We start from the raw sequence: 22841 nt of genomic DNA on the forward strand, positions 1-22841 counted from the left end.
ACTGCCTGAATGTGAGCAGCGTCGAGCAACAACAACCAGGCATCGGCATGTACCGGGTCTATGACTTGGTTGGCGGTGCTGCGCCGTCGCTGACCTCCGTCCCTGTTGGACTTTATGAGGCGACCGGGCCGTATCCGACTGCCTGCCAGGACTACTGGGCAACAATCACTGGTGTCACGGACCTTGTGAAACCCGCGGCAGGCGACCGCAAGTACGCGATCACTGCGTGGTATCCGACAACGGCAACCTCGGGGCGTCGGGCACGCTACCTTACGGAGACGAGCAATGACACGGCGATGGCGACAGCCAACGCCGCGGTCTACTCGGGGTTGTCGTCGACGCTGATTCCACCGATGGCGGCAAAGCTGGTCAACTCGTATCTGAATGCCCCGATCCGAACAGACCTCGGGCAGATGCCAGTGCTGATCTTCTCGCCAGGTCGTGTCGTCGCTCGCGAGATGGGGTCGGCGCTGTGCGAGGAGATGGCGTCCCACGGCTACATCGTCCTCGCGCTGGGGCACACCTACGAAGCGCCATCGGTGGAGTTCCCGTCCAGCCTCGAAGGCAACATCACCTACACCAACACGACGACTGAATACAACAACATGATGCGGCAGCGCATCGCCGACGCCCGCCATCTGCTTGCCAACCTGAGCACCCTGCTCGGCAACGGCATCTATCAGCAGATGGACCTGGCGAACATCGGCGCGTTTGGTCATTCCTATGGCGGCTACCTTGCGGGGGAGTTGGCCTACGTGGAGCCGACTCTGATCAAAGCGGCGATGAACCACGACGGCAGCCCCGGCCGGACGGGTAACGATAACTTCGCCGCCACTAACGGGTTCGCCGCACCGTACTTCTTCCTCTCGACCGACGACAACTCACGATCTGACCCGCACTGGGCACCAATGAAAGCGCTGCTGACCGGAGACGTGTACGACGTCAAAGCGAACGGGACACGGCACTACAGCTTCATGGACACCTGCACGCTCGTACCAGCGGGGAGCAAGGCGCTGTACTGCGGCTCTGTCACTCCTGTTCGAGGTATCGAGATTGGCAGGGCGTACACCCTCGCCTTCTTCAATCACTATCTGAAGGGTACGACGGAGACTTTGCTGGCCGGCGCGTCGGGGTCGTTCCCTGAAATCCAGTTCTTCTAGCTCCACCACCTGCACGAAATCTGCCCCACCAACATTCGTTGGTGGGGCAGATTTTGTCATGTCTACAGGTTGACGTCGCCCCTAAGATTGGTGTATAAGCCTCGACCTTGGGAGTTTCGTGCCTACCTTGTCGCAATACCTCGAACGTGCCGTCCGTGAATGGCAAACTAACGACGTCGAACCACTCCTCGCCACCGCGAAAGACGACGACGAACGCAAACTGATGGGCAAGGAAGTCGTCACCCAGATCATGGAGGCGATGCAGTACGACTGGATGCACGCCCGCGGACTGATGAAATGACAGACGTGCCTTCTGAGAAGCAGCCCGTCCGTGAAATCGTGTTCATGGACAAACCTGCGAAGCCTGAGAAGCCGAAGTCTGACGGGTTTCCGAACCTAGATGAAATCCGTGAACGTGTGCAGGCCGCGCTCAATGGGACCACCACTGGTAGGCACGGCCCAGGCGATACTGAAATGTCCGACGAGAAACGTGCCCTGTTCGAACTGCTGGAAGTGGTTCACCTACCGGAGTGGTCGCCCACTCCTGTTGTGAAGATGAAGCCCGACCGCATCCAGATCGCCCAAGCGCGCCGGCTTGTCGACGCCCTTTACGACGACTTCGGTGTCCGCGTCAACGAACACCTCGTCAAAAAGAAGTGGGTACCGACCCCTGGTGTCGGTGCGAACAACCCACACGACATGGGCACCTTCATCGAACGCAACGAAGACGGGTCGTGGCCGCTCGCCACCCCGGAAGACTTCTTCGACCCCGACGACATCACCGTCGAGCAGGGGGCGGACGGGCAGTACGTCGGTATCCATCACGGATCAGGGATCGTTGAGCGGGCGAAGTCTGCGACGCACGCCAAGCTGGCCGTCTCCGCGAAACTGCTGCAACGAATCGAAGAAGCCGCCGAAACGGATCAGGCCGGGTAGTTCCATTCCCATGAGACAGCTTCGGGGCCTGACGAGTGTGGGCGGTATCCGACTATGCCGGTTGGGCTGGTTGCTTCTACGACGATGACTGGTTCGTATGTGGAGTTCGGCAGGGGGGCGTCGATGGCACCGGACGCGTCGGAGACGCACGAGCTAACTGTCCATGCGTACACGTCGTCGTCTATGCGTCCTTTTTCGTCGACGGTGTAGAAGTTGAACCCGTTGAAGATTTGGCTCTCTTTGACTGCGGGGCCAGTCTCGACGGTGAACGACATCTTGAGCAACGGGGTGTCGGAGTCCTTGCAGTCGGTGATGAGTTCCATTGAGTTGAGCACGAACGAATAGGCTTTGGGGCCATCTTCGCTTGTCCAGGTGCCGCCTTCTTCGCCGACTTGTTTGATGATCGCGCCGCGCTTGGAGGTAGCCGGTTTGGCTGCCGTTGTGGTTGGCGGCGGGGTTGTTGTGGAGGACGTGGTGTCTGGTTGTGCGACGGGTTGAGGGTCGCTGCTGCTAGGTGCGCAGGCAGTAAGTGTGAGTCCTGCGAGGAGTGTGGTTGCGGCTACTGTGACGCGGTTCATGGGTGCCCCCTGTGGCGGTTTGATTGGCGGAAGTGTAATCGCCGGGGGCGTTCGAACGTTAGTGCTGTGAACGGTCGGGTGTGTCTTGCGACTGGTCCACGTTGGTGCAGGTTGGTGCCTGTTCGGTTGTGAATCCGAAGGGTAAACGCAGGGTGACTTCGTTTTCGTGGAGCCAGCGTGTCCGTTTTGACCGGTTTATTTTTGCGTTTCCGCAGGTCGTGCTACTTCGTGGGTGCGCCATCAGGGACTTGAACCCCGAACCCGCTGATTAAGAGTCAGCTGCTCTGCCAATTGAGCTAATGGCGCCGGAACTTGTTGTTTTGGTGCGGAAGAGACGATAACAGGGGAGAGGCGCGGAAGTGAAATCGGTAAGTTCACGCGCTGGCAGCAGTGTGAGACGTCACGTTAACGATCACCAGGCAATGTCCGATTTAAGTGATTGAACTCCTATCGCGACGGGCCGTCGTCAGGTTGGATCACGACGGTGCTGACTGGCAGAATGGGTTAGCACACGCTCTCGACGCGGGTAACCCCGGGGATGTTGGGCTCGCCGATTGTCGGCTAGGAACGTGTTCGTTCTATCGAGAACCTGAGGTGGTTTCACATGAAGGTACAACGCGGCAGTAAACGCCGGTCCGGGGCGCGGTCGGGTCGCGCAATGGTCGTTCTTTCATTGGCGGCAGCAGGTGTAGGCGCAATGCTCGTCGGTTGCAGTACGTCCGACAAGAGCGATGCGCCGATGGTTCCGATCGAGTCGAACCCGCTTTCGGAGCTGATCAAGCCCAAGCTCACGACCGTCGTCAAGGATGGTGAGGTCGGTGTTTCGCCGAGCATTCCCGTCACCGCGACCGTTGCGGACGGCAAACTCGGCAAGGTCGAGCTCTTCACACCCGACAACACCCTGGTCGCAGGGGCGATATCTCCGGACGGTCTGTCGTGGCAGAGCACAGAGCCGCTCGGCTACAACCGCCAATACCGCCTGGTTGCGTCGGCATACGGACTCGGCGGCCGGACCGCCACCGAGCTGAACTTCACCACAAGCGTTCCCGAGAATCTGACGAAGCCGTATCTATTGACCGGTGACGGTGACGTCGTCGGGATCGGCCAGCCGGTCGGCGTGCACTTCGACGAGGTCATTTCCGATCGGAAGGCTGCGGAGAACGCGATCAAGGTCGTCACCGATCCGCCCGTCGAGGGCGCGTTCTACTGGGTGAGTGGCAGCGAGGTCCGCTGGCGGCCCGAGAACTATTGGGCACCGAACACCAAGGTGAGCGTGAAGGTCGAGGTGTACGGCAAGGACCTCGGGGGCGGTCTCTTCGGCTCGGAAGATGTGTCCGTGGACTATTCGATCGGCGACGCGGTGATTCTGACCGCCGACGACAACACGAAGCAGGTTACGGTCACCCGCAACGGTGAGGTTGTCATGACCATGCCGACGTCGATGGGCAAGGCGGGCGACGAGACGCCGAACGGTACCTACATCGTCGCCGAACGGCACGCGAAGATCGTCATGGATTCGGCCACCTACGGCGTGCCGAACACCTCGCCCGACGGCTACAAGACGCCCGTCGATTGGGCCACCCGGATGTCCTACAGCGGCATCTTCTTCCACTCGGCGCCGTGGTCGGTCGGACAGCAGGGTTACTCGAACGTGAGCCACGGCTGCTTGAACCTCAGCCCCTCGAATGCGTTGTGGGTGTTCAACAACACCAAGCGTGGCGACATCGCGATCGTCAAGAACACCGCTGGTGGAACACTTTCCGGCACTGACGGTCTCGGTGACTGGAACATCCCGTGGTCCACCTGGAAGGCTGGCAACGCGAACCAGCAGTAGGTCGAAAAACCCCGTCACGAGCAGGCTGTTACTGCGACATCGCCCGAGAGGGTCCCGCAGTAACAGCCTGCTCGTCGCTTTACCAGCAAGCACGAGAAAGGCCCCTGATCTACGGATCAGGGGCCTTCTCTATGGGGTGAGTGACGGGACTCGAACCCGCGACATTCAGGATCACAACCTGACGCTCTACCAGCTGAACTACACCCACCATGTGGCACGGGATGAGCTACTGCCCGCCAAGTGCCGTCGTCGATACTAGCGTGTCCGGTGCGCAACTCGCCAATCGGTTAACGGGCCTCGGCGCTACGTGCGCCGAGTGCGCTGGTGATCGCGGAGATCTCGCTGGTCGACGGTCCTGGCTCGGCGACGAATGCGGTGCGGCGGTAGTACTCGAGCTCGCGAATCGACTCTTTGATGTCCGCAAGTGCGCGGTGAGCGAGGCCCTTTTCCGGCTGACCGAAGTAGATCCTCGGGTACCAGCGGCGGCACAGTTCTTTGATCGAGCTGACGTCGATCATGCGGTAGTGCAGGTAGGCGTCGAGTTCCGGCATGTCTCGTGCGATGAAACCGCGATCGGTGGCGATCGAGTTGCCGCATAGCGGGACGGTTCCCGCGACGGGGACGAACGTGCGGATGTAGTCGAGAATCTGCTTCTCGGCTTCAGCCATGGTCACCGTCGACCTGCGTACCTCTTCGGTGAGGCCGGAATGTTCGTGCATCGCAACGACGACGTCCGGCATGTCCGCAAGCGCCGCGTCGTCGGCGTGAATGACGATATCGATGCCGTCGCCGAGGATATTGAGATCGCTGTCTGTCACCAGCGCGGCCACCTCGATGAGCTTGTCGCTCTCGAGTCGCAGACCGGTCATTTCGCAGTCGATCCATACGAGTTTGTCTTGCACGGGACCACAGTAGTCATTGGCGCGGCGCCGTCGGCGAGTCCGCGGGCGATGCATCCGCGACGCGACCGACACCTTGTGTCAAATGTACTAGGAGTGCTACATTTCGCGGTGAACATGAGACAGATTGGGGAATGTCCGTGACTCTTCCGAATGCGACCTTCATCGCGGCGTCGTCGGCATCTCGCGGGGAGCGAGATCTGGTGCTCGACGTTCGTGACCTGCGAATGCGCTACGGCGCTACCGATGTGCTGCAGGGGGTGAACTTCACTGCTTGTCGTGGCGAAGTCCTTGTGCTGCTCGGCCCGAACGGCGCAGGCAAGACCACAACCATCGAGGTCCTCGAAGGATTTCGGATGCGGTCGGCCGGCGACGTGTCGGTGCTCGGCGTCGATCCCGCGCGCGGCGACGAGGGGTGGCGCGCGCGGATCGGCGTCGTACTCCAGTCCTGGCGCGATCACGGGAAGTGGCGCGCGCGGGAACTACTGGACCATTTCGGCCGCTTCTACGCCCCCTACGATTCGGGCGAGGTGACCAGGCCGTGGGACACCGATGCGCTGATCGACGCCGTCGGGCTCACCGAACATGCAAACAAGAAGCTCAAGGACCTGTCGGGCGGTCAGCGCCGCAGGATGGACGTTGCGATCGGTATCGTCGGGCGACCCGAGGTGCTCTTCCTCGACGAACCAACTGCCGGATTCGATCCCGAAGCGCGTCGCGAATTCCACGACCTTATCCACCATCTCTCGGACTCGAGTACAACGATTCTGCTCACGACGCACGACCTCGACGAGGCGGAGAAACTGGCGGATCGGATCCTCGTGCTCGCAGGCGGCCGCATCATCGCCGACGGGTCGGCAGACGAACTCTCGCGTCGGGTATCGACCGAAGCCGAGGTGAAATGGCGGCTCGGACCGGAGCGATTCGTCCATTCGACAACGGACGCAACGAAGTTCGTCCGCGAACTGCTCGCCGAGAATGGCAGCGCCGTGACCGACCTCGAAGTGCGAAGAGCAAGTCTCGAAGATACCTACATGAAGTTGGTGCATGCAGTGGAGACCGGACGAGACGACGCCGACGACAACGTGATTCAGGTATTCGGTGATCCGGTGCAGGAGGATCGGCTGTGAACTCGCGCGTCAACGCAGTTCGGGCAGGCTTGTGCAGAGGCTGGATCGAGTTCAAGCAAACCTTCACCAACGGCCAGGACATCTCCAATTACCTTATCTTTCCAATTATCTCGCTGATCGTGATGATCTTGATGCGGAACTCCGACGCACCGGGAACGACGTATTCGCTTGCCTTGCTGACGCTCCCGAGTGTGCTCGGCATGAGTGTGGTGTTCAGCGGTCTGATGGGCGCTGCAGCAACGCTCGTCGTCGGGCGTGAGGACGGCACCCTGCTCCGGGCAAAAGCGTTGCCACACGGCATTATCGGGTACTTGGTCGGCGTTGTCGTCTACCTCGCCGGGGTGACGCTGGTATCGGTCGCGGTGTTGTTCGTGCCAGGTCTGCTGATCTTCGACGGTCTCGACATCAACAATGCAGCGGCATGGATCGGGCTCGTTGGGATCATCGTGATCGGCTTCGTGGCAACACTTCCCATCGGCGCGATCATCGGATCGCTCGGAAACAATCCGGCCAACATGGGACTTCTGTTCCTGCCGATCATGGCGATGGTCGGTGTCTCCGGAATCTTCTATCCGATCACCTCGCTACCCGGCTGGCTGCAGATAATCGGTCAGTTGCTGCCGATGTATTGGGTCGGTCTCGGCATGCGGTCTGTTTTGCTGCCGGACGCGATGGCGAGCGTCGAGATCGGTGAATCGTGGAGAACCCTGGAAATGGTTGGGATGCTTGGCCTCTGGGCGGTCATCGGCTTCGTGCTGGCGCCGGTGGTGATGCGACGGATGGCGCGTCGAGAATCCGGCTCGAACCTGGCGGAACGTCGTCAGCGCATCATGCAGCGGGTCCAGTGATGACAAGCACGCGGACCGCAGCGGTACGGGCAGGCATCGAGGGCGGCTGGGTGGATCTTCGAAACAGCTTCACCAACGCGCAGGACATCACGTACTACCTCTTCATCCCGATCGTGTCGATTGCGGCGTTGGTAGTGATGGGCGATGCGACGATCCGTGACAGTGGCGCAGCACTGCAGATGTTGGCATTGCCGAGCATCCTGGGCATGTCCATCGTGTTCAGTGGTATCAGCACGGCTGCAATGTGGCTGCACCTCGACAGGGACGACGGCACCCTGCTGCGAGCAAGAGCCACTCCGAACGGCATTGCCGGCTACCTGGTCGGAAAGTCGTTGTTCATAACGGGATCCGCGGCCGTCACGGTTGTGCTCGTCGTCGTACCCGGCCTGATCTTGTTCGACGGTTTCGAAGCGGGCGCAACCGCGTGGGTAACGCTGGCAGCGGTCTTCGTATTCGGAATGCTCGCAACCCTGCCGATCGGTGCCGTCATCGGCTCACTCGGCGACGACCCCAAGAAGATCGACCTGATCGCAATGCCGGTACTCGCGACGATTGCCATCTCGGGGATCTTCTATCCCATAACGGCACTACCAGGCTGGTTGCAGGCCATCGGGCAAATCTTGCCGACGTATTGGATCGGGCTCGGCATGCGGTCGGCACTGTTGCCCGACTCGATGGCAGCTGTCGAAATCGGTGGCAGTTGGCGCCACCTCGAGATGATCGGAGTGCTTGGTGTGTGGACGGTGATCGGGTTGATCCTCGCTCCGATACTGTTGCGCCGCATGGCGCGCCGCGAATCAGGCGCAAACCTGGCCGCGCGCCGGTTGAAAGTTCTGCAGAGGGTCCAGTGAGGGTGCGATGAGCGACTCCATCTACAACCGAATTGCGATGCTGCGAACCGAACGTGGCATCTCGCGGCGTGACCTCGCCGAGGCGCTCGACGTGCACTATCAGACGATCGGCTACCTCGAACGCGGCGAATATTCGCCGAGCTTGCAGCTCGCGCTGCAGATCGCACGCTATTTCGATGTCAGCGTCGAAGTGGTGTTCTCGCTCGACCCGTTCCCTCGAATCGGCGAGCGGACGGGATAGCCGTCACGTCGCTGGTGTGGCCGCTAAGGTACTCCCCATGACGAGTCCGGACGAGAAGTTGGCCGCCGCGCGCAAGGCGGCGGCCGACGCTGCCGCTGCACTGGAGGCAGCTGAGAAAGAAGCTGCCGAGCAGCAGCAGGCCCCCGCAGCCGCGCCCGCCAGCGGCGGTTCCGAGAAGGCGAAAGCGATTGCCGCGGGCTACGCGTCGGAGGGCGCTGCACTCGAGCTCGGTGCGATTATCGTCGACGGCCAGATCGATCCCGAAGCGCGAGTGCGCATTCCGCTGGCAACGGTGAACCGGCACGGCCTCGTCGCCGGCGCGACAGGAACGGGCAAGACCAAGACTCTCCAGGGTATCGCCGAGCAGTTGTCGCGCGCTGGCGTGCCCGTGGTGCTCGCCGATATCAAGGGCGACCTGTCCGGTCTGTCGCGGCCAGGGGAGGACAACGACAAGATCAAGACGCGCGCGACGGAAACCGGTGCGACCGATTGGGCTGCAGCCGGCTTCCCGACCGAGTTCGTCTCCCTCGGCACCGGCGGCATCGGTGTCCCCATCCGCGCGACCATCACCTCGTTCGGTCCGATTCTGCTGAGCAAGGTGTTGGGGCTCAACGAAACCCAGGAATCCACCCTCGGTCTGATCTTCCACTGGGCCGACACCCAGGGGCTTGCGCTGCTCGACCTGAAAGACCTGCGGTCGGTCATCCAGCACCTCACGAGCGACGAAGGCAAAGCGGACCTCAAAGGCATCGGCGGTGTCTCCTCGGCGACCGCGGGCGTCATCCTGCGTGCCCTGGTCAACCTCGAAGCCGACGGTGGCGACACCTTCTTCGGCGAGCCCGAACTCGAAACCGAGGACCTACTGCGGTCGGTCGGCGGCAACGGCATCATCACGCTGTTCGAACTCGGCGCCCAGGCAGCGCGTCCCGCGATGTTCTCGACGTTCCTGATGTGGGTGCTCGCGGACCTGTTCCAGACGTTGCCCGAGGTCGGCGACGTCGACAAGCCGAAGTTGGTCTTCATCTTCGACGAGGCGCACCTGCTGTTCAACGACGCGTCGAAGGCGTTCGTCGACCAGGTCGAGCAGACCGTCAAACTGATCCGTTCCAAGGGCGTCGGCGTCTTCTTCTGCACGCAGTTGCCGACGGACATCCCGAACGCGGTTCTCAGTCAGCTCGGCGCCCGCATCCAGCACGCGTTGCGCGCGTTCACGCCGGACGACCAGAAGGCGCTCAACAAGACAGTCCGCACGTATCCGAAGACCGATGTCTACGACCTCGAAAAGGCGTTGACGTCCTTGGGAATCGGTGAGGCCGTCGTGACGGTGCTGTCCGAGCGCGGCGCGCCGACACCTGTTGCGTGGACTCGCCTGCGGCCACCGCGTTCGTTGATGGACACCATCGGTGCGGACGCGATCAAGGCGGCGGCGGCATCGAGCCCATTGCAGGGCAAGTACGGCCAGACGATCGACCGAGAGTCGGCCTACGAGAAGCTCAGCGCGAAGATCGCGGCGACGCCTGAAATTCAGGACGCCCCGCCGCCACCCCCCGCGCGCGAGGACAACGAACCGACCGCGGCCGAGAAGATCATGAAAAACCCTGCGGTCAAGAGCTTTCTGCGGTCGGCAGCATCGGCTGCGGGTCGAGAGATCAGCCGCAGCATCTTCGGAACCCGTCGCAGGCGGTAGGTCAGTCCGCGTCGCGAGCCATCAGGTCGGCGATGGTCTCGCGGCGGACGAGTTGGGTTGCTCGCCCGCGCTGCACCGCGACGATGGGCGGCCGACCTACGCACGTTGTTGTCGTGAAACCGTTTCGAAGAGCGCCCGTGCCCGCGACGGCCAGGACGTCGCCGGGGTGCACGTCGGCAGGCAACGTGACGGCGACGCCCTGCTGCGGTTCGTCGCGACGCCCGACGAGCGTTGCGGTGATGACAGGTCCGGTCGGGTGCCGGTTGGCCAGGGCAACGGTGGCCTCGGAGGTCGACGGATCGGTGTTCCGTCCGCCCTCCACAGCAACGACTGTGCGATCGTCGCCGACCCCGACGACCGAGACGACCCGGTGCAGAGTGACCCCTGCGCGCGCGACGATCGACCTGCCCGGTTCGAGCGTGATCGTCGGCCGCGGAAAGCGATAGGTGGCACAGGCGCTGTCGAGTGCGTCGTCGATCGTGACCGCCAAGTCCGGAAGATGCACGGCGGTACCATTCGGCGTGCGAGGCACGGCGTGGTCACCACCCAGGACAAGTTCGGTGAGAATGGTCCCGTAATCGTGGCGCACCATATCGAGCTGTGCGACCAGCTCGTGGATTGCCGAAGCGATCGATTCGGTGTCGGACGGATGCGAGCCCAGGTGGCAATGCAGCCCAACAAGATTCAGGTTGGATTGGCGAACGGCGGCGCGGGTGGCGTCGTCCGATTCGTTGCTGTGTCGCGGTTCGGGCTGAACGTGAATCAGCACGTGCTGCGGGTTGCGCGTCGCCGCAGAGACATGGGCGATACAGGCGGGGGAGTCGACGACTATTCTGCCGACGCCGATGGCAGCTGCTGATTGTGCTTCGTCCGCCGTCATCGCATTGCAGTGCAGGATGATCCGCTTCGGATCGACGCCGGCAGACAACGCAATCGCGAGTTCGCTCGTGGATCCGATCCCGATGGACAAGCCTTCCTCGGTTACCCACCGCACGATCGCGCGAATGGGCAAAGCCGCTGCGGCGTAGGCGATGTCGGCTTCCGGGAAGGTCTTGCGATAGGCACGGCAACGGTGTCGGACGTCGTCTTCGTCGATCACGTGGGTCGGGGTGCCGAATTGATCTGCAATGTCTTGCAGCGCAACTCTTCCCACAGTGATGCGGCCCGACGAATCGTAGTGCGTTTCGGTCGGCCAGACCGCGTGGTCGAGTCGAGGCGACATCGCCGAATGCATCGAGGGGAACAGATCGAGCAGGGTCACCGGGTCTCCTTGGGCGGGTCCGCTCGCAGAACGCGGGCAGGTGCGCTTACAGGACTACGCCCGGATCGAACCTCCGAACCAGATCTTGACGACGTCTTGACGCCGGACCGGCGGCGTTTGACGAAGTTTTGACGCTGCTCAGCCGCCGAGCTTCTTGTAGAAATTGCCCACGATCGGCGCGACGATGGCGCGCGGGCTGTACTGGCCCGCGACCGACATGCTCTTGCTGAGGATGCCCGGCACGACTCGCATCTTGTTGCGCGCCAATGCATCCAGCGAGACTCGGGCCGCCGACTCGCTGGAGGTCCAGAGGAACCCGGGAACAACCTTGTCGACGATCGACGCTTCCGCAGGATCGGGGATCTCGGTGCGAACGGGTCCGGGGGCGAGCAGCGTGACGTTGACGCCTGTGCCTTTGAGTTCGCTGCGCAGCGACTCGGTGAAGGTGTTGGCGAAAGCTTTCGTCGCCGCGTAGGTGGCGTTGTTCGGGATCGGCATGTTGCCCGCGGCCGAGCCGGTCGTGAGAATTCCGCCCGATCCACGACTCAACATTCCGGGGAGGACAGCGAGTGTGAGGTCGTGCACGGCAACGGCATTCAGTTCGACCTGGGCCCGTTCGTAGGTGGGGTCGAGGCTGGCGACGGGACCGAAGGTCGCAATGCCTGCGTTGTTGCAGAGGATCGAGATATCTCGCTCGGCGAGCTCCGCCGACAGCGCCGAACGGGCGTCCCGATCGGACAGGTCGATCGCCCGGACCTCGACCTCGACCTTGTGCGCGGACCGTAGCTCGGCGGCGAGAGCCTCGAGCAACTCACCTCGTCGCGCAACGACGATGAGGGAATAGCCGCGGGCGGCCAATTCACGGGCGAGGGCGTCGCCGATGCCCGACGATGCGCCGGTGACAACGGCCCGGCTGTCCGCTGTTGGGGTAGGCAAACTCATCCGCGCAGCGTATCGGTCGTGCGTCCTTTCGGAGGGCGGGCCCTCCGAAAGGACGCACGAGGGCCGGAGGCCCCTACAGTTTTGCGGCCAGGCGCGTGCCCTGATCGATCGCACGCTTGGCATCGAGCTCGGCGGCCAGGTCGGCTCCTCCGATGATGTGCGTGCTGACCTTGGCATTCTGCAGATCGTCGAGCAGGTCTCGGACCGACTCCTGACCAGCGCAGATGACCACGTTGTCGACCTCGATGATGCGACGCCGCTCACGCTTCTCACCGAAGCTGATGTGCAGACCCAAGTCATCGATCAGTTCGTAGTTGACGCCGCCGATCTGCTCGACGCCCTTCGCCTTGATCGCCGCGCGGTGGACCCAGCCGGATGTCTTGCCGAGGCCTTTGCCGAGCTGACCGTTCTTACGCTGCAGCAACGTGACCGCACGTGGCGACGGCGACGGCTTGGGCGTCGTGAGCGCGCCGGCAAAATCTTCTGGATTGCCGACACCCCACTCTTCCTTCCAGTCGTCGAGCTTGAGGCTGGGGGAGCCCTCGACCGTCAGGAATTCGCTGACGTCGAACCCGATGCCACCAGCACCGATCACGGCGACCTTCTTGCCGACCGGCTTTTCTTCGCGGACCAGTTCGGCGTAGGACAGCACCATCGGGTGGTCGATGCCGGGGATCTTCGGGATGCGCGGCTTCACGCCAGTGGCGAGGACAACCTCGTCGTACTTGGCGTCGATCAGCTGCTGCACTGTGACGCGAGTGTTGAGGTGCACGGTCACACCGGTGACCTCGAGGCGACGGGTGTAGTACCGAATCGTCTCGGCGAACTCTTCTTTGCCCGGGATGCGGCGCGCGATGTCGAACTGGCCGCCGATCTTGTCGTCCGCCTCGTAGAGGTGCACGACGTGTCCGCGGTCGGCGAGGTTCACAGCCGCCGACAAACCAGCGGGCCCTGCCCCGACGACCGCGACCTTCTTGGTCCGGCGCGTCGGCAGCAACTTCAGTTCGGTCTCGTGACCGGCCTGGGGATTGAGCAGGCAGGAGACGGTCTTGTGCACGAAAGCGTGATCGAGGCAGGCCTGGTTGCAGGCGATGCAGGTGTTGATCTCGTCGGCGCGATCGGCTGCGGCCTTGTTGACCCAATGGGGGTCGGCGAGCAGTGGACGGGCCATCGAGATGAGGTCCGAATCACCGCGCGTCAGAATCTCTTCCGCTGTCTCGGGCATGTTGATGCGGTTGGACGCGCATACCGGAATCGAGACGTGCTTCTTCAGCTTCGCGGTGATGTCGACGAACGCTGCGCGGGGGACCGAGGTGACGATGGTCGGCACCCGGGCCTCGTGCCAGCCGATGTCGGTGTTGATGATCGTGACGCCGGCCTTCTCGATTTCCTTTGCCAGCGTGGTGATTTCGTCCCAGGTCTGGCCGCCTTCGACGAGATCGGCCACGGATAGGCGGAAGACGATGATGAAGTCGGGGCCGACGGCCTTGCGCATGCGGCGCACGATCTCGACAGCGATGCGACGCCGATTCTCCGACGAGCCACCCCACTTGTCCTTGCGCTTGTTCACCCGTTCGGCGAGGAACTGGTTGATGAAATAGCCTTCACCACCCATGATCTCGACGCCGTCGTAACCTGCGATCTGGGCAAGCTTGGCGCAGTTCGCGTAGTCGTCGATGGTGGACTCGACGCCCTTGCTGGACAGCGCGCGCGGCTTGAACGGATTGATCGGCGCTTTGATGGCCGACGACGACACACTCAGCGGGTGGTAGGCGTAGCGACCCGCATGCAGGATCTGGAGTGCGATCTTGCCGCCGGCGTCGTGGACGGCTTTGGTGATGACGCGGTGCCGGTAGGCGTCGTTTTTGTTCGTAATCTTCGCCCCGAGGGGCAATAGCCAGCCAGCACGGTTGGGGGCGTAGCCGCCGGTGATGATGAGGCCGACACCGCCGCGAGCGCGCTCGGCGAAGTACTCGGCCAGTCGCTTGGTGTCCCACGCGCGGTCTTCGAGACCGGTGTGGATCGAGCCCATCACGACGCGGTTCTTCAGCGACGTGAATCCGAGGTCGAGAGGTTCGAGGAGATTGGGGTACGTGGTCATCGTTGGGTCGGCCTTCCTTGGCTGTTGCCGAGTGCATTCAGTACTTCGTCGCACCACTGGGTGAATCCCTCTTCGACGCGAATGCCTCCGCGTAGCACGAGGTATTGGTGCAATTCGGTTCCGGAGAGCTGCTCCGGTGCCGAAAAATCGTGTTTCTCCATCAGGCGGTAGAGGTCGAGTCGCTCGGCGTGGGTGTCGCGATGGCGGGCGACTTCGGTGCAGAGTGCTTCGATGTCGCCGTGGGCTGCGCCGCGGATCTTCACGGCAAGCTCGCCTCGTAGGACCCCGATCTCGGCGGGTTCCGCGATCCAGCGCGACAGTTCGGCGCGGCCCGATTCGCTCACGCGGTAGACCTTCTTGTCGGGGCGACCGTCTTGTGCGACTGCCTCACCGTCGACCCAGCCTGCCTCGTCCATTCGCTTGAGGACGCGGTAGATCTGCTGGTGGGTTGCGCTCCAGAAATAGCCGATCGACTTGTCGAATCGGCGCGCGAGTTCGTAGCCGGAGCCGGAATGCTCCGTCAACGCCACCAGAATCGCGTGCTCGAGGGCCATGGCGAGAAATTTATATGCAACTAGGTGCCTATGCAACTAAGTGCACACTAAGTGCTGCGAGCGCGTCGTACCGTAGTACGACGCTCGCAAGCGTCCAGTCCAACTACGCTCCCGTGGCATGAGCACATTGCCCGCGGGCATCGGCGCAGCCGCAACCCGGCGCCAGATCGTGTCGTGGGGCATCTGGGATTGGGGCTCGTCGGCCTTCAACGCCGTCATCCTGACGTTCGTCTTCTCCGTTTATCTCACCGATGCGGTCGGCGACAATCTCGGCGGTTCGATCTCGGCGAGTACGTGGCTCGGCTGGTCGCTCGGTATCGCGGGATTCTTCGTCGCCGTGCTCGCACCGGTCAGCGGGCAACGATTCGACGCGACCGCGAAACGTAAACGCGCGCTCGGTCTGCTCACCGCTGCCACCGTCGTCGCGATGGCGGCCATGTACTTCGTCGTCGATTCCCCCGGCTACCTATGGCTCGGATTGGCGCTGCTAGGCATCGGTACGGTGCTCTTTGCAGTCGCCGAAGTGCCGTACAACGCGATGATGCGTCAGGTCTCGACGCCGGAAACGATCGGACGAGTCTCTGGATTCGGTTGGGCGATGGGCTATTTCGGCGGCATCGTGCTGTTGCTGATCTGCTACTTCGGCTTCATAGCCGGCGACGGCGACACCCGCGGACTGTTCGGCATCAGCACCGACGGCGGCCTCAACATCCGAGTCGTCGCGCTGCTCGCGGCCGCGTGGTTCGCGATCTCGGCGATCCCGGTGCTGATCGCCGTTCCGGAAGTACCGCAGACCGACGCCGACCCCGGCGCTGCGAAGGTCGGCTTCATCGGGTCCTACAAAGTGCTGTGGCGCGACGTCCGCGAACTGTGGTCGGTCGACCGCCGGACCGTCGAGTTCCTGATCGCGAGCGCGCTGTTTCGCGACGGTCTCGCGGGGGTGTTCACCTTCGGGGCGGTGCTTGCCGTGAACGTGTACGGCATCGCCAGTGCGGACGTGCTGCTGTTCGGCGTTGCCGCGAACGTGGTCGCTGCGCTAGGCGCTCTCGTCGCCGGTCGATTCGACGACCGGATCGGACCGAAACGCGTGATCACGGTCTCGCTGATTTCGATGCTGTTCGTCGGGGTTGTGCTGGTTTTCGTTTCCGGTCCGCTGCTGTTCTGGGTGTTCGGTCTGTTGCTGTGCCTGTTCGTCGGACCCGCTCAATCGTCGTCGCGAACGTTTCTCGCGAGGATCACACCGCCCGGACGGGAAGGTCAGCTGTTCGGTCTGTATGCGACGACCGGTAGGGCCGCGTCGTTCCTTGCGCCCGCGCTGTTCGGTCTCTTCGCGTTCCTCTTCAGCAACGACCGTGCCGGGATCCTCGGCATCCTCGTCGTTCTCGGAGTCGGTCTCGCGGCGTTGTGGCGAGTCCGTCCTCCTGAGAAGTCGCTGGAGACGAAGTAGGTCAGTCCGACTTCGGACGCCAGGCGGCGATACCGAGCACGATCAGCCTCAGTTGCTTCTCCGTGCGTGTGATGATCTCGTTCTCGGAACGGTTGCCCGGCTTGCGAGCGTCGACGAATGCGCCCATCGCCTGCATCGTGGAGTTGACGAGAAGGTCCGACACCATTTCGAGGTCGTCGGTCCGCCACTCTGTCATGCCGGGTGTGCGAGCCAGGTCGACAGTGAGTTCGCGGCCGATCAGCCCGAGTTCCGCCTCGATCGCGTGGCCCACGACCGTCGAGCCGCCGAAGCGTTCGCGGTAGAGAAATCCGAAAAGATTGCGATTGGCGTCGACATGTCTTGCCAGGATCTCGAGGGACAGTCGCGCGTTCGCCATCGCGGACAGATGTCTGGTTTCCCGTAGCGCAACCCGTAGCGCACGCATGCCGTCGTCGACGAGTGCGAGGCCGAGTTCGTCCATCGACGTGAAATGGCGATAGAAGGCAGTCGGAACGATGCCGGCAGAACGGGCGATTTCACGCAGGCTGACGTTCGCGAAACCGCGGTCGCCTGCCACTTCGAGTGTGCCGTCCAGCAGCGCGCGGCGCGTCTGCTCTTTACGTTCGGCCCGGGATTGCACCTCAGTCATGGCATAGAGCGTACAACCGTGCACATTTGTCCTCGGAGAGTATGTGTAACTCGGATCACGAAAGTTCCTGTTGACAGCCCTACCTATCGAGGTGCGACACTAGTTCAGTGCACGTACGTGCACTGAAAACTCGAGGAGCCAGCCCATGACTTCTACCTTGCCGAGAAAGCGCCTTCGTAACCGAATCCTGACCGGAAAGCGATTGCTTTCCCTCGTCGAGACGATGGCGACACCGCACGAACTGGACCGCTACCTGGAGCTCGTCAATCCGATGGCTTCGGTGCGTGACTTGCGTGCGGAAGTGACCGACGTAGTCCGACAGACCAACGACACCGTGACGCTGACCCTCCGCCCGACCTGGCAGTGGGAAGGATTCGCAGCCGGTCAGTTCGTCCAGATCGGCGTCGTCATCGACGGAGTTCGACACACCAGGTGCTACTCGCCCGCGTGCTCGGAGTACCGAACCGACGGCCACATCGAACTCACCATCAAGGCCCATCCCGAAGGCCTGGTGTCGCAGTACCTGCATGCCAACGCCGAGCCCGGCCTGGTCGTCAGCCTTTCGCAGGCCGGCGGAATCTTCCGACTGCCCGCCGACCGACCCGAGAACGTACTTCTCATCAGCGGCGGTAGCGGCATCACGCCGGTGCTGTCGATGCTGCGGACCTTGGTCGACGAGGGTTACCCCGGCGCGATCACCTTCCTGCACTACGCGGACAAACAAGCCGACGTTCCCTACCGCGCGGAATTGGCAACGATCGCGGCCGCGAACGACAACGTTTCGCTCGTTCTGGCCTATACCGCGGATGAGCAGGGCGCCGATCTGGTCGGTTTCTTCGGAACCGAGCACCTCGACGCAGCGGCGCCGTGGCACCGCGACGCACACACCTACCTGTGCGGTCCGCCCGGACTGATGAAGGGTGTGCAGTCGGTCTACGCCGAACTCGGACTCGCAGAACAGTTGTTCACCGAGGAGTTCGCCGCTCCGATCGCCGCGGGCGACGCGGACGCCACCGGCACCATCGCCTTCGCTGCGAGCGGGGTCACCGCGGACAACAAGGGCAACAGCCTGCTGGAGCAAGCCGAAGCCGCCGGCCTCACCCCCGAATTCGGCTGCCGGATGGGGATCTGCTTCTCCTGCACCGCAGTCAAGACATCAGGGTGCACCAAGAACTTGAAGACAGGTGAGACCGACAGCGACCCGGATCAACCGATTCAGCTGTGCATCTCCGCCGCAGTCGGCGACGTCACGCTCGACATCTGATTCCCCGAACCAGCCAGCCACCCAAAACTCAGGAGGACACGCAATGTCCGTAATCAGCCTGCCGCGCCGCGGTAGCAAGCCCGACAAAGCCGACGGACCGGTCGTACTGACCGTCGATCAGGTCGACGAGATCGGCCGCGAACTCGACGCACTCCGTGCCCGCATCGTCGCCGATCTCGGTGAAGAAGATCGCGAATACATCTACAAAATCATCAAGGCGCAGCGTGGTTTCGAGATCGCAGGCCGCGGCCTGATGTACCTCGGCTTCCTGCCGCCGTTCTGGCTCGCCGGCGTCGGCGCGCTCGGCATCTCCAAAATTCTCGACAACATGGAGATCGGCCACAACGTCATGCACGGCCAGTACGACTGGATGCGTGAGCCCGGTCTGAACTCGCGGGTATTCGAATGGGACACGGTCTGCCCAGCGGATCAGTGGAAGCATTCACACAACTACATGCACCACACGTACACCAACATTCGCGGCATGGACCGCGACATCGGCTACGGCATCCTGCGTATGGACAAAGAGCAGAAGTGGAATCCCTACTACCTGGGCAACCCGGTGTGGGCGTTCCTGCTGATGGTGTTCTTCGAATGGGGCGTCATGCTGCACGACCTCGAAGCCGAGAACGTCGTCCAAGGCAAGCGCAAATGGAAAGACATAAAGCCGCTGCTCAAGGGCATGGGTCGCAAGTCGGGACGGCAGATCCTCAAGGACTACGTCGTCTTCCCAGCGCTCACCGGCCCACTGTTCATCAGCACGCTGCTCGGCAATGCCGCAGCCAACCTCGTCCGCAACCTCTGGACCTACTCGATCATCTTCTGCGGCCACTTCCCGTCGGGCGTGCAGACGTTCTCCGAGGAGGAGACCGCGAACGAGAGCCAAGGCGAGTGGTACGTGCGTCAGATGCTCGGTTCGGCGAACATCGAGGGCGGCAAGCTCTTTCACATCATGTCGGGCAACCTCTCGCACCAGATCGAGCACCACCTGTTCCCGGACGTACCTGCGCACCGGTACCCGCAGATGGCCCCCGAGGTCGAGGCACTGTGCAACAAGTACGGCCTGCCGTACAACAAGGGTGGCTTCTTCAAGCAGATCGGATCGGTCTGGGCGAAGATCTTCAAGCTGGCACTGCCGCCTTCGCTCGTTCGGTCGGATTCAGCGCCCAGTGTTATCGTGCAACGTCAACAAGCTGCAGCCTGAGGGGTTAAGCGATCATGGTTGGAAAATTCGAAAGCAACAAAGACTTGGTTCAGGATCTGACCGAGACGACCGCAACCCGAGTCGGCAACATCGCCAGCATCGTCACCGACGCGGTGAAGGGTGTGGCGCGTGAGGTCGGCGATCTGATCTCCGACGGTCTCGAAATGCGCGAGGCAACGAAGAAGGCACAGGAAGACGACACCGTCGACTGACTTGCGGCTACGCCGCCCGTGCGCGGTTGAAGGGTCTATAGGCCCCTCAGCCGCGCTCGAGCGCGAAGCGCCTACTGGCCGTTCCGAGACATCGGAGCGGCCAGTTCTTTGTCAGGTTGTCGTGCCCTTACTTTGTTTCGCAACGACGCACAGCGAACGTCCGCTGCTGAGGTCGGCAATCTTGACGTCCTCGACGACAAAGCCGTTGTCTCTGATCGACGTCGACAGTCGATCTACAACAGCGGGTGTTGTCGCAGGTTCGAGCGGTTGGTAGCTCAGATACAGGCGTCCATCAGGAACCAGATGCTTGCGGAGGACCGCGAACTCGCGTTGTGGCTCACCTCGAACGAACACGGGAACGTGGATGCCGAAGACGACCTCGAACGCCGTGTCGCCGAAGTTCGTGTCCGCGAGCTCACTGCAGTGCACCCGCACAATGCCGGCCTGTACCGCGGCCGCATTCCGATTCTGCGTTGCCGCAATCATTTTCGCGGAGCGGTCGACGGCGTCGATGGTGCCGTCGGTCAGCTTCTCCGCCACCAGCGATACTGCGACGCCGTGTCCACAGCCGATCTCGAGAATCCGATCGGTCGGCCGGATCGCGAGAGTGTCGACAGTCCAGACGATTCGCTCCGCTGCGGACGGCGGCACTACTTGCTTCCGCCGATTCGTGCGCCGAAGTCCTCGGGCATTCCGAACGGTAGTTCGCGTTCGAACTGCAATGCGTCCGCTCGGCTTGTGGTCGCATGGTGTGCGAACAACGATTTGTAGATCCTGTTCGTGCCCGCCGAGTTCGAGATGATCTGCGCGGCAAGTTCTTCGACCGCGTCGTCGAGCCGATCGTCCGCCGCGCAATGGTCCGCGAGTCCGATGTCCGCCGCTGAGCGGCCATCGATCCGGCGACTCGTGAAACTGAGCTCCTTCGCCTTCGAGCGGCCGACTCGTTCCGGGAGACGCACCGACATTCCCCAGACCGGCGCGAGACCCCACTTACCGTGCGTGTCCGCGAACTGGGCGGATTGACCGGCGACGATGAGGTCGCATCCCAAGGCGAGCTCGAGCCCGCCCGTCATGCAGTGACCGCGGATCTTGCCGATGGTGGGCTGGGGAAAGGCCTCCAACTGATCGACGATTTCCGCCGCACGCTTCAGATGGCCCGGGTCGTCGGTATCCGACAGCGCGCTCAGGTCGTGGCCTGCGCAGAACGATCTACCCGCTCCGGTGAGGACAAGGCACCGCACGTCTGAGTCTTGCTCCAACGCCGTCAGATGGTTGGCGAGCTGTTCGAACACCGCAGGGGTCAGCGCGTTCAACTTCTCTGGTCGGTTCAAGGTCAACGTAGCGAGGCCACCGGCCACCTCACACAGAACGAGCTGATCGGTCATGGCAGAAGAGCCTCCAGTCGTCGTGAACACCTACCCGCAATAGTGCCCCGCCAGCGGATCCGACCGTCAAGCGGTCCGGTGCCCGACCCCTCCCGCGACAACGGTCAACAGCACAGGGGCATCGGCGAGTTCGTCGGGCGGGGCTGTCAGTGGATCGACAGCAAAGGCGGTCAGGTCGGCGTGCATCCCGACGGCGATTCGGCCCGCGACAGCGGCTTGGCCTGCGGCCGCGGCGGCGTGAGTTGTATAGCCTTCCAACGCCATTCGGGCCGTGAGTGTCTGGGCAGGACCGATCGGGTCGACATCGGGTGTGCCCGCGGGTCGCCGCAGCTGCGCATCGGCCATGATCGCGCGGGCGTCGTACGGGGCAATCGGCCAGTCGGACCCGAGCGCAAGCGTTCCGCCCGAATCCCGAATGTCACGGGTGCGAAAGCCGCGCGAGGCGCGGTCGGCTCGACCGGTTGTCCGACTGATCGGCTTTCGTGTGGTGAGTGCAGTGGGTCGGCTGCATACTCGCCGCTCGATCCCGCGACGAAAAGTCGAAAGGGAAACCCTGACGGTTGGAGTCGCCGCGGCGGACGATTGCGGGCACGTGGCCGTCGAGTCTTTTTTCTATCACGAAAAGTTTACGAAACGGTCTCGGGTCCCGTATTGTCAGTTTCATCAACCGAACGCCTCGCTTCGCGAGGCCGGACGAAGGTCAAGAACATGGGCCGTCACAGCATCGAGGCAAGCCCGGCCATCGGGCGCCATTCCCTTGCATTGCCCACATTGGTTCCCTCGGGGCTCGTACCCGCCGGCGCTGGCACCGCCATGCCCTTCATGGTCACCCACCACGCGGTGGTCCGAGGCCGCCAAACCTGGAGCAGGGGACATATCTTCGCGGCCGCGGCCATTGCAGCGATCGGTGCCGGCGCTGTCGGGACTGTGCTGACAGGTGCGTTCGTCGACGATGCGACGCTCGCCTCGGCAACCCAAGCCGCCGGACCTGCCGTCGTACCGCCACTGGACCTGCCGTCGATAGCAGCGCTGGTACCGCAGATCCCCGCCGTTGCCGCATTGCCGCCGCTAGAGGTTCCCGTGGTCGCGGCTGCCGCGGCACCGGTCGTGCCCGATCCTGTTGTCGCACCCGTCGTTGCTCCGCTGGTCGTTGCACCTGCGGCGGTGGCACCACGACCGGAGGTGCAGGCCGCAGCGCCGCCAGTTGTCGAGGCACCGGCTGCGCCCGTTCCCGCTGCAGCCGAACCGACCAGGGTCGGGCAGCCGGAGGGCGGCACACTGTTGTTCCCGGGCGAGACCCCACCGCCGCCGCTGCTATCGGAGCCTGCGGAGTTCCAACAGTGGCTCGGCAACCACATGGACATGAAAGTTCGCTGGCTGGAAGGCAAGTAGTCCTACGCGATGGAGCTGGGATGTCCCGTCAGAGGCAATACTTCCATCGTCATGTACGCGAACAGCGGTAGGTTCCACAGGATCTCGTGCAACTCGTCCGGTGACTCGACATCGAAAATGCTGATGTTCGAGTACTGACCCACGACCCGCCAGATGTGTACCCATTTGCCGGCGCGCTGCAGCTCTTGTGAGTATTCCTTCTCGCGCGCAAGGGTTTCCGTGCGAACGGTCGGGTCGAGATCGAGTGGAATGTCGACGTCCATACGGACATAAAAGAGTGCCATGGT

At 62.7% G+C, this 22841-nt stretch carries 25 protein-coding genes and 2 tRNA genes; 14 read left to right on the forward strand and 13 right to left on the reverse strand.

Annotated features, from left to right (window positions below):
* Positions 1–11 precede the first annotated feature (11 nt).
* From ACHIRB_RS19730 to ACHIRB_RS19740, 3 genes are all read left to right on the forward strand, one after another.
* Positions 12–1160, forward strand: a complete 1149-nt coding sequence (locus ACHIRB_RS19730; protein ID WP_395124770.1) for an alpha/beta hydrolase family protein — start codon at positions 12–14, stop codon at positions 1158–1160.
* 118 nt (positions 1161–1278) lie between these two features.
* On the forward strand, positions 1279–1461 hold the full coding sequence (locus ACHIRB_RS19735; RefSeq protein WP_395124769.1) for a hypothetical protein: 183 nt from the start codon (positions 1279–1281) through the stop codon (positions 1459–1461).
* A gap of 173 nt (positions 1462–1634) precedes the next feature.
* A complete protein-coding gene (locus ACHIRB_RS19740; RefSeq protein ID WP_395124768.1) occupies positions 1635–2096 on the forward strand; it encodes a hypothetical protein in 462 nt (153 codons plus the stop codon).
* Here the strand turns inward: ACHIRB_RS19740 and ACHIRB_RS19745 are convergent.
* Both ACHIRB_RS19745 and ACHIRB_RS19750 read right to left on the reverse strand, forming a co-directional pair.
* Positions 2084–2674: a hypothetical protein gene (locus tag ACHIRB_RS19745; RefSeq protein ID WP_395124767.1), complete on the reverse strand. Its 591-nt coding sequence runs from the start codon at positions 2672–2674 to the stop codon at positions 2084–2086. The genes ACHIRB_RS19740 and ACHIRB_RS19745 overlap by 13 nt on opposite strands.
* 233 nt (positions 2675–2907) lie before the next feature.
* A tRNA-Lys gene (locus tag ACHIRB_RS19750) sits at positions 2908–2980 on the reverse strand.
* Positions 2981–3278: 298 nt separating this feature from the next.
* On the opposite strand from ACHIRB_RS19750, the gene ACHIRB_RS19755 reads away from it, so the two are divergent.
* Positions 3279–4508 carry a L,D-transpeptidase gene (locus tag ACHIRB_RS19755; RefSeq protein WP_395114522.1) on the forward strand — a complete coding sequence of 410 codons (1230 nt, stop codon included), beginning with the start codon at positions 3279–3281 and terminating at the stop codon, positions 4506–4508.
* 132 nt (positions 4509–4640) lie between these two features.
* Here ACHIRB_RS19755 and ACHIRB_RS19760 read toward each other — a convergent pair.
* Both ACHIRB_RS19760 and orn read right to left on the reverse strand, forming a co-directional pair.
* Positions 4641–4716, reverse strand: a tRNA-His gene (locus ACHIRB_RS19760).
* A 79-nt stretch (positions 4717–4795) separates the two neighbouring features.
* Positions 4796–5410: an oligoribonuclease gene (orn, locus tag ACHIRB_RS19765; protein ID WP_395124766.1), complete on the reverse strand. Its 615-nt coding sequence runs from the start codon at positions 5408–5410 to the stop codon at positions 4796–4798.
* A gap of 137 nt (positions 5411–5547) precedes the next feature.
* On the opposite strand from orn, the gene ACHIRB_RS19770 reads away from it, so the two are divergent.
* The 5 genes from ACHIRB_RS19770 to ACHIRB_RS19790 are packed head-to-tail and all read left to right on the forward strand — an operon-like array spanning position 5548 to position 10164.
* A complete protein-coding gene (locus tag ACHIRB_RS19770; protein ID WP_465254676.1) occupies positions 5548–6537 on the forward strand; it encodes an ABC transporter ATP-binding protein in 990 nt (329 codons plus the stop codon).
* On the forward strand, positions 6534–7385 hold the full coding sequence (locus ACHIRB_RS19775) for an ABC transporter permease (protein WP_395114519.1): 852 nt from the start codon (positions 6534–6536) through the stop codon (positions 7383–7385). Before ACHIRB_RS19770 ends, ACHIRB_RS19775 begins: the two co-directional genes overlap by 4 nt.
* Complete coding sequence (locus ACHIRB_RS19780; protein WP_395124765.1) at positions 7385–8236, forward strand: ABC transporter permease; 852 nt, start codon at positions 7385–7387, stop codon at positions 8234–8236. The genes ACHIRB_RS19775 and ACHIRB_RS19780 overlap by 1 nt, the downstream gene beginning before the upstream one ends.
* Positions 8237–8243: 7 nt before the next feature.
* The gene (locus ACHIRB_RS19785) at positions 8244–8477 is read left to right on the forward strand and encodes a helix-turn-helix transcriptional regulator (protein WP_199707888.1); all 234 of its coding nucleotides are present in this window, start codon (positions 8244–8246) and stop codon (positions 8475–8477) included.
* 37 nt (positions 8478–8514) lie between these two features.
* On the forward strand, positions 8515–10164 hold the full coding sequence (locus ACHIRB_RS19790; protein ID WP_395114515.1) for a helicase HerA-like domain-containing protein: 1650 nt from the start codon (positions 8515–8517) through the stop codon (positions 10162–10164).
* Position 10165: 1 nt separating this feature from the next.
* Here the strand turns inward: ACHIRB_RS19790 and ACHIRB_RS19795 are convergent, their stop codons facing one another.
* The 4 genes from ACHIRB_RS19795 to ACHIRB_RS19810 all read right to left on the reverse strand — a co-directional run bounded on the left by ACHIRB_RS19795 (position 10166) and on the right by ACHIRB_RS19810 (position 15022).
* A complete protein-coding gene (locus ACHIRB_RS19795) occupies positions 10166–11425 on the reverse strand; it encodes a diaminopimelate decarboxylase family protein (RefSeq protein WP_395114514.1) in 1260 nt (419 codons plus the stop codon).
* A 138-nt stretch (positions 11426–11563) separates the two neighbouring features.
* Complete coding sequence (cmrA, locus tag ACHIRB_RS19800) at positions 11564–12367, reverse strand: mycolate reductase (protein ID WP_395114512.1); 804 nt, start codon at positions 12365–12367, stop codon at positions 11564–11566.
* A gap of 73 nt (positions 12368–12440) precedes the next feature.
* On the reverse strand, positions 12441–14468 hold the full coding sequence (locus ACHIRB_RS19805; protein WP_395124763.1) for an oxidoreductase: 2028 nt from the start codon (positions 14466–14468) through the stop codon (positions 12441–12443).
* Positions 14465–15022: a PadR family transcriptional regulator gene (locus ACHIRB_RS19810; protein WP_199707878.1), complete on the reverse strand. Its 558-nt coding sequence runs from the start codon at positions 15020–15022 to the stop codon at positions 14465–14467. Before ACHIRB_RS19810 ends, ACHIRB_RS19805 begins: the two co-directional genes overlap by 4 nt.
* 118 nt (positions 15023–15140) lie before the next feature.
* Between ACHIRB_RS19810 and ACHIRB_RS19815 the strand changes: the two genes are divergently transcribed.
* Positions 15141–16469: an MFS transporter gene (locus ACHIRB_RS19815; protein ID WP_395124762.1), complete on the forward strand. Its 1329-nt coding sequence runs from the start codon at positions 15141–15143 to the stop codon at positions 16467–16469.
* 1 nt (position 16470) lies between these two features.
* Here the strand turns inward: ACHIRB_RS19815 and ACHIRB_RS19820 are convergent, their stop codons facing one another.
* Complete coding sequence (locus ACHIRB_RS19820) at positions 16471–17097, reverse strand: TetR family transcriptional regulator (RefSeq protein WP_395114507.1); 627 nt, start codon at positions 17095–17097, stop codon at positions 16471–16473.
* A 145-nt stretch (positions 17098–17242) separates the two neighbouring features.
* On the opposite strand from ACHIRB_RS19820, the gene ACHIRB_RS19825 reads away from it, so the two are divergent.
* The 3 genes from ACHIRB_RS19825 to ACHIRB_RS19835 are packed head-to-tail and all read left to right on the forward strand — an operon-like array spanning position 17243 to position 19777.
* Positions 17243–18361 (forward strand): ferredoxin reductase, encoded by a 1119-nt coding sequence (locus ACHIRB_RS19825; RefSeq protein ID WP_395124761.1) that lies wholly within the window; start codon positions 17243–17245, stop codon positions 18359–18361.
* Between the two features lie 43 nt (positions 18362–18404).
* The gene (locus tag ACHIRB_RS19830) at positions 18405–19565 is read left to right on the forward strand and encodes a fatty acid desaturase family protein (protein ID WP_199707874.1); all 1161 of its coding nucleotides are present in this window, start codon (positions 18405–18407) and stop codon (positions 19563–19565) included.
* A gap of 14 nt (positions 19566–19579) precedes the next feature.
* Positions 19580–19777, forward strand: a complete 198-nt coding sequence (locus tag ACHIRB_RS19835) for a hypothetical protein (RefSeq protein ID WP_395124760.1) — start codon at positions 19580–19582, stop codon at positions 19775–19777.
* 111 nt (positions 19778–19888) lie between these two features.
* Here the strand turns inward: ACHIRB_RS19835 and ACHIRB_RS19840 are convergent, their stop codons facing one another.
* The 3 genes from ACHIRB_RS19840 to ACHIRB_RS19850 form a co-directional block, all read right to left on the reverse strand.
* A complete protein-coding gene (locus ACHIRB_RS19840) occupies positions 19889–20428 on the reverse strand; it encodes an SAM-dependent methyltransferase (protein ID WP_395124759.1) in 540 nt (179 codons plus the stop codon).
* Positions 20428–21162, reverse strand: coding sequence for an enoyl-CoA hydratase/isomerase family protein (locus ACHIRB_RS19845; protein WP_395124758.1), 735 nt, complete (start codon positions 21160–21162; stop codon positions 20428–20430). Before ACHIRB_RS19845 ends, ACHIRB_RS19840 begins: the two co-directional genes overlap by 1 nt.
* A gap of 66 nt (positions 21163–21228) precedes the next feature.
* Positions 21229–21687 carry an amidohydrolase family protein gene (locus ACHIRB_RS19850; RefSeq protein ID WP_395127756.1) on the reverse strand — a complete coding sequence of 153 codons (459 nt, stop codon included), beginning with the start codon at positions 21685–21687 and terminating at the stop codon, positions 21229–21231.
* A gap of 183 nt (positions 21688–21870) precedes the next feature.
* Between ACHIRB_RS19850 and ACHIRB_RS19855 the strand changes: the two genes are divergently transcribed.
* On the forward strand, positions 21871–22554 hold the full coding sequence (locus tag ACHIRB_RS19855; protein WP_395124757.1) for a hypothetical protein: 684 nt from the start codon (positions 21871–21873) through the stop codon (positions 22552–22554).
* A 2-nt stretch (positions 22555–22556) separates the two neighbouring features.
* On the opposite strand, the gene catC is transcribed toward ACHIRB_RS19855, so the two are convergent.
* The gene (gene catC / locus ACHIRB_RS19860) at positions 22557–22838 is read right to left on the reverse strand and encodes a muconolactone Delta-isomerase (RefSeq protein WP_199707868.1); all 282 of its coding nucleotides are present in this window, start codon (positions 22836–22838) and stop codon (positions 22557–22559) included.
* Positions 22839–22841 lie beyond the last annotated feature (3 nt).

The sequence above is a fragment of the Antrihabitans spumae genome, from assembly GCF_043944905.1.
Classification (GTDB): Bacteria; Actinomycetota; Actinomycetes; order Mycobacteriales; family Mycobacteriaceae; genus Antrihabitans; species Antrihabitans spumae.

What these genes read in the sequence shown, in the direction of transcription:
- ACHIRB_RS19740 (WP_395124768.1), top strand. Translation starts at nt 1,635, where the DNA reads ATGTCCGACGAGAAACGTGCCCTGTTCGAACTGCTGGAAGTGGTTCAC.
- ACHIRB_RS19745 (WP_395124767.1), bottom strand. Translation starts at nt 2,674, where the DNA reads ATGAACCGCGTCACAGTAGCCGCAACCACACTCCTCGCAGGACTCACA.
- ACHIRB_RS19755 (WP_395114522.1), top strand. Translation starts at nt 3,279, where the DNA reads ATGAAGGTACAACGCGGCAGTAAACGCCGGTCCGGGGCGCGGTCGGGT.
- ACHIRB_RS19780 (WP_395124765.1), top strand. Translation starts at nt 7,385, where the DNA reads ATGACAAGCACGCGGACCGCAGCGGTACGGGCAGGCATCGAGGGCGGC.
- ACHIRB_RS19785 (WP_199707888.1), top strand. Translation starts at nt 8,244, where the DNA reads ATGAGCGACTCCATCTACAACCGAATTGCGATGCTGCGAACCGAACGT.
- ACHIRB_RS19790 (WP_395114515.1), top strand. Translation starts at nt 8,515, where the DNA reads ATGACGAGTCCGGACGAGAAGTTGGCCGCCGCGCGCAAGGCGGCGGCC.
- cmrA (WP_395114512.1), bottom strand. Translation starts at nt 12,367, where the DNA reads ATGAGTTTGCCTACCCCAACAGCGGACAGCCGGGCCGTTGTCACCGGC.
- ACHIRB_RS19805 (WP_395124763.1), bottom strand. Translation starts at nt 14,468, where the DNA reads ATGACCACGTACCCCAATCTCCTCGAACCTCTCGACCTCGGATTCACG.
- ACHIRB_RS19810 (WP_199707878.1), bottom strand. Translation starts at nt 15,022, where the DNA reads ATGGCCCTCGAGCACGCGATTCTGGTGGCGTTGACGGAGCATTCCGGC.
- ACHIRB_RS19815 (WP_395124762.1), top strand. Translation starts at nt 15,141, where the DNA reads ATGAGCACATTGCCCGCGGGCATCGGCGCAGCCGCAACCCGGCGCCAG.
- ACHIRB_RS19820 (WP_395114507.1), bottom strand. Translation starts at nt 17,097, where the DNA reads ATGACTGAGGTGCAATCCCGGGCCGAACGTAAAGAGCAGACGCGCCGC.
- ACHIRB_RS19825 (WP_395124761.1), top strand. Translation starts at nt 17,243, where the DNA reads ATGACTTCTACCTTGCCGAGAAAGCGCCTTCGTAACCGAATCCTGACC.
- ACHIRB_RS19830 (WP_199707874.1), top strand. Translation starts at nt 18,405, where the DNA reads ATGTCCGTAATCAGCCTGCCGCGCCGCGGTAGCAAGCCCGACAAAGCC.
- ACHIRB_RS19835 (WP_395124760.1), top strand. Translation starts at nt 19,580, where the DNA reads ATGGTTGGAAAATTCGAAAGCAACAAAGACTTGGTTCAGGATCTGACC.
- ACHIRB_RS19845 (WP_395124758.1), bottom strand. Translation starts at nt 21,162, where the DNA reads ATGACCGATCAGCTCGTTCTGTGTGAGGTGGCCGGTGGCCTCGCTACG.
- ACHIRB_RS19855 (WP_395124757.1), top strand. Translation starts at nt 21,871, where the DNA reads ATGGGCCGTCACAGCATCGAGGCAAGCCCGGCCATCGGGCGCCATTCC.
- catC (WP_199707868.1), bottom strand. Translation starts at nt 22,838, where the DNA reads ATGGCACTCTTTTATGTCCGTATGGACGTCGACATTCCACTCGATCTC.